The sequence below is a fragment of the Pseudomonas sp. P5_A2_2 genome (assembly GCF_054177685.1).
Window position 1 is genome coordinate 1 of sequence record NZ_JBGCUL010000442.1, and the last position, 3,680, is coordinate 3,680.

Consider the following 3,680-nt stretch of genomic DNA (forward strand, 5'->3'; position numbering starts at 1 on the left):
ACCCTATTTTGAGCTGCTTATTTCAGGCAGGGCGCTGGGTAATCACTTCATCGATCAACCCGTACTCACGCGCGGCTTCTGCACTCATGAAATTGTCGCGGTTGGTATCGCGCTCGATTTCTTCAAGAGTGCGCCCGCTATGCAGGGCCATCAGCGTGTTGAGACGCTCACGAATAAAGAGGATTTCCTTGGCATGGATTTCGATATCCGACGCCTGACCCTGGAAACCGCCCAATGGCTGGTGAATCATCACACGCGAGTTCGGCAGGCAGTAACGCTTGCCAGCGGCACCGGCCGTCAGCAGAAACGCGCCCATGCTGCACGCCTGACCGATACAGGTGGTCGCCACGTTGGGCTTGATGAACTGCATGGTGTCGTAGATCGACATCCCTGCCGTCACCGAACCGCCCGGGGAGTTGATATAGAGATGGATGTCCTTGTCCGGGTTTTCCGCTTCAAGGAACAGCAGTTGCGCACAGATCAGGTTGGCCATGTAGTCCTCTACCGGGCCAACCAGAAAGATCACTCGCTCCTTGAGCAGTCGCGAGTAGATGTCGTAGGCGCGCTCGCCACGAGCGGACTGCTCGACAACCATCGGGACCAGACCGCCTGCGGCCTGGATATCAGAGTTCTGCTGAATATACGAATTACGGAACATGCTCTGCAGTCACTCCCAAATAGTTATGTCTTGAATACGCATAAGCCAGCACGAAGGCTGGCTTATGGTGTTTGCTTCTTACCGCAAAAGTGATCAGTCGGCTTGTGGTGCTTCTACCGGCTTGACCGCTTCTTCGTAAGAGACCGATTTGTCGGTCACGCTAGCTTTCTGCAGAACAGTATCCACAACTTGCTCTTCCAGCACAACAGAACGAACTTCGTTCAGTTGCTGGTCGTTTTTGTAGTRCCAGGACACAACCTGCTCAGGCTCCTGGTAGGCCGAAGCCATTTCCTGAATCATCTCGCGAACGCGGGTTTCGTCAGGCTTCAGGTCGAATTGCTTGACCACTTCAGCCACGATCAGGCCCAGCACTACGCGGCGCTTGGCTTGCTCTTCGAACAGCTCGGCCGGCAGTTGGTCAGGCTTGATGTTGCCGCCGAACTGCTGGACAGCCTGCACACGCAGACGGTCAACTTCGTTGGACAGCAGAGCCTTTGGCACTTCGATCGGGTTGGTGGCCAGCAGACCGTCCATTACCTGATTCTTGACCTTGGATTTGATCGCCTGACGCAGCTCGCGCTCCATGTTCTTGCGAACTTCGGCACGGAAGCCATCCAGACCGGTTTCCTTGATGCCGAATTGAGCGAAGAACTCTTCGGTCAGTTCTGGCAGCTTTGGCTCGGAAACGGTGTTGACGGTCACGGTGAACTCGGCGGTTTTGCCAGCCAGGTCCAGGTTCTGATAGTCCTCTGGGAAAGTCAGGTTCAGAACGCGTTCTTCACCGGCTTTAGCGCCAACCAGGCCATCTTCGAAACCAGGGATCATGCGGCCGGAACCCAGAACCAGCTGAGTACCCTTGGCGGAACCGCCAGCGAACACTTCACCGTCGACTTTGCCGACGAAATCGATGTTCAGCTGGTCTTCGTTCTGGGCAGCGCGATCGGCCACTTCGAAACGGGTGTTCTGCTTGCGCAGGATTTCCAGCATTTTGTCCAGATCGGCATCAGCCACGTCAGCGCTCAGGCGCTCGACGGTGATACCTTCGAAGCCGGCAACGGTGAACTCAGGGAACACTTCGAATACGGCAACGTATTCCAGGTCCTTGCCCGCTTCCAGGGACTTAGGCTCGATCGAAGGCTGGCCAGCCGGGTTCAGCTTCTGCTCAACCACAGCTTCGTAGAAGGAAGACTGGATCACGTCGCCTACAGCTTCCTGGCGAGCGTCGGCACCGAAACGGCGCTTGATTTCGCTCATCGGCACTTTGCCTGGACGGAAGCCAGCAATCTTGGCCTTTTGGGCGGTCTGCTGCAGACGCTTGTTGACCTGGCTCTCGATGCGCTCAGCCGGCACGGTGACGCTCATGCGGCGCTCAAGAGCAGTAGTATTTTCAACAGAAACTTGCATGGATATTCCTCGTTGCACAGACGTTAGCCGGCCGTTTCCGACCCCAGAATCAAGGGCATGCATTCTAGTGGGTCAAACTCAAGAAGTCACCCTACTGAAAACGGGTAAAAACACAGCAGGCAATTTATAGGTGCGAATGCACGAATGCACCTCGCCCCGATGGCAAATACAACCAATCACGCCAGGGCTCTGCGCCGACCCTTCTATATATAGAAGAGATCGCCAATCACCTCCCTGACAGCCGATCTCGCAAGCAAGGCCGGCGGACAGGACAGCATCATCGAGAAACATAAATACGACGAAACGCCCTGCCCCTGCAGCCCGGAACCTGCGGCCACCGAAACAAAAAAGGCGCCAGACTTTTCAATCTGGCGCCTTTCGAAATATGGGGTGGACGATGGGGATCGAACCCACGACAACGGGAGTCACAATCCCGTGCTCTACCAACTGAGCTACGCCCACCATATCGCGTTACTTGTGCCAAAGCTGCCTAATGGCGCACCCGGCAGGACTCGAACCTGCGACCATCCGCTTAGAAGGCGGATGCTCTATCCAGCTGAGCTACGGGCGCCTTGTTAGCTGTACCCTTGGAGGACTACAAACTAAGTGCTTTCCAGTCTCGCAGAACCAAAATCCCGCTCAACCTTCTTAACCAGTGCTAGGCTGTGCCCGACAAGTGCGACGAATAGTATAGAGCCCCCCGAAGATCGTCAAATCCTTTTTAAAAAAAATTCATTTAATTAAAGGAGTTAGGGGAATTTGCAGACCAAGCGCCTTTGCCCTCACCGCATGACATGCGAGAATGCGTTCTCTTTTTTTCCCCTCTCGATGGTTAATCACGCGCAATGACTGCACAACTAATCGACGGCAAATCGATCGCCGCCAGCCTGCGCCAGCAGATCGCCCAACGTGTCACCGAGCGTCGCCAGCAAGGCCTGCGCACGCCCGGGCTTGCGGTGATCCTGGTCGGCAGCGATCCTGCCTCTCAGGTTTATGTCTCGCACAAGCGTAAAGACTGTGAAGAGGTCGGCTTTCTATCCCAAGCTTATGACCTGCCTTCCGAAACCACTCAAGAAGCGCTGACCGAACTGATCGATCGCCTGAACGACGATCCTGCAATCGACGGCGTTCTGCTCCAGCTTCCGCTTCCCGAACACCTGGACGCCTCCAGATTGCTGGAGCGCATTCGTCCGGATAAAGACGTCGACGGATTCCATCCTTATAACGTCGGTCGCCTGGCCCAGCGCATCCCGCTGCTGCGCCCCTGCACCCCCAAAGGCATCATGACCCTGCTGGAAAGCACCGGGGTCGATCTCTACGGGATGAATGCCGTGGTCGTCGGTGCGTCCAATATCGTTGGTCGCCCGATGGCCATGGAACTGCTGCTGGCCGGTTGCACCGTGACGGTCACCCACCGTTTTACCAAGGACCTGGCCGGCCATGTCGGCCGTGCGGACCTGGTCGTCGTGGCCGCCGGCAAGCCGGGCCTGGTCAAGGGTGAATGGATCAAGGAGGGCGCGATCGTGATCGATGTCGGCATCAACCGTCAGGACGACGGCAAGCTGGTCGGTGACGTGATCTACGAAACCGCCCTGCCCCGCGCCGGCTGGATCACTCC

The 3,680-nt window shown here is 56.5% G+C and carries 3 protein-coding genes and 2 tRNA genes; 1 reads left to right on the forward strand and 4 read right to left on the reverse strand.

The window, feature by feature from the left end; all coding sequences use genetic code 11:
- Nucleotides 1-22: 22 nt before the first annotated feature.
- The 4 genes from clpP to ACXRVY_RS20050 all read right to left on the reverse strand — a co-directional run bounded on the left by clpP (nucleotide 23) and on the right by ACXRVY_RS20050 (nucleotide 2,633).
- On the reverse strand, nucleotides 23-658 hold the full coding sequence (gene clpP, locus ACXRVY_RS20035) for an ATP-dependent Clp endopeptidase proteolytic subunit ClpP (RefSeq protein ID WP_108219131.1): 636 nt from the start codon (nucleotides 656-658) through the stop codon (nucleotides 23-25).
- Between the two features lie 93 nt (nucleotides 659-751).
- Entirely contained in the window at nucleotides 752-2,062 is a 1,311-nt protein-coding gene (gene tig, locus ACXRVY_RS20040; RefSeq protein ID WP_458238065.1) for a trigger factor, read from the reverse strand.
- Between the two features lie 386 nt (nucleotides 2,063-2,448).
- A tRNA-His gene (locus ACXRVY_RS20045) sits at nucleotides 2,449-2,524 on the reverse strand.
- Between the two features lie 32 nt (nucleotides 2,525-2,556).
- Nucleotides 2,557-2,633, reverse strand: a tRNA-Arg gene (locus tag ACXRVY_RS20050).
- 274 nt (nucleotides 2,634-2,907) lie between these two features.
- Here ACXRVY_RS20050 and folD point away from each other — a divergent pair.
- Nucleotides 2,908-3,680 (forward strand): bifunctional methylenetetrahydrofolate dehydrogenase/methenyltetrahydrofolate cyclohydrolase FolD (folD, locus tag ACXRVY_RS20055; RefSeq protein ID WP_458238066.1); only part of this gene is annotated, 773 nt, incomplete at its 3' end.

Coding starts and splice junctions, on each gene's coding strand:
- clpP (WP_108219131.1), bottom strand. CDS start 658: ATGTTCCGTAATTCGTATATTCAGCAGAACTCTGATATCCAGGCCGCA.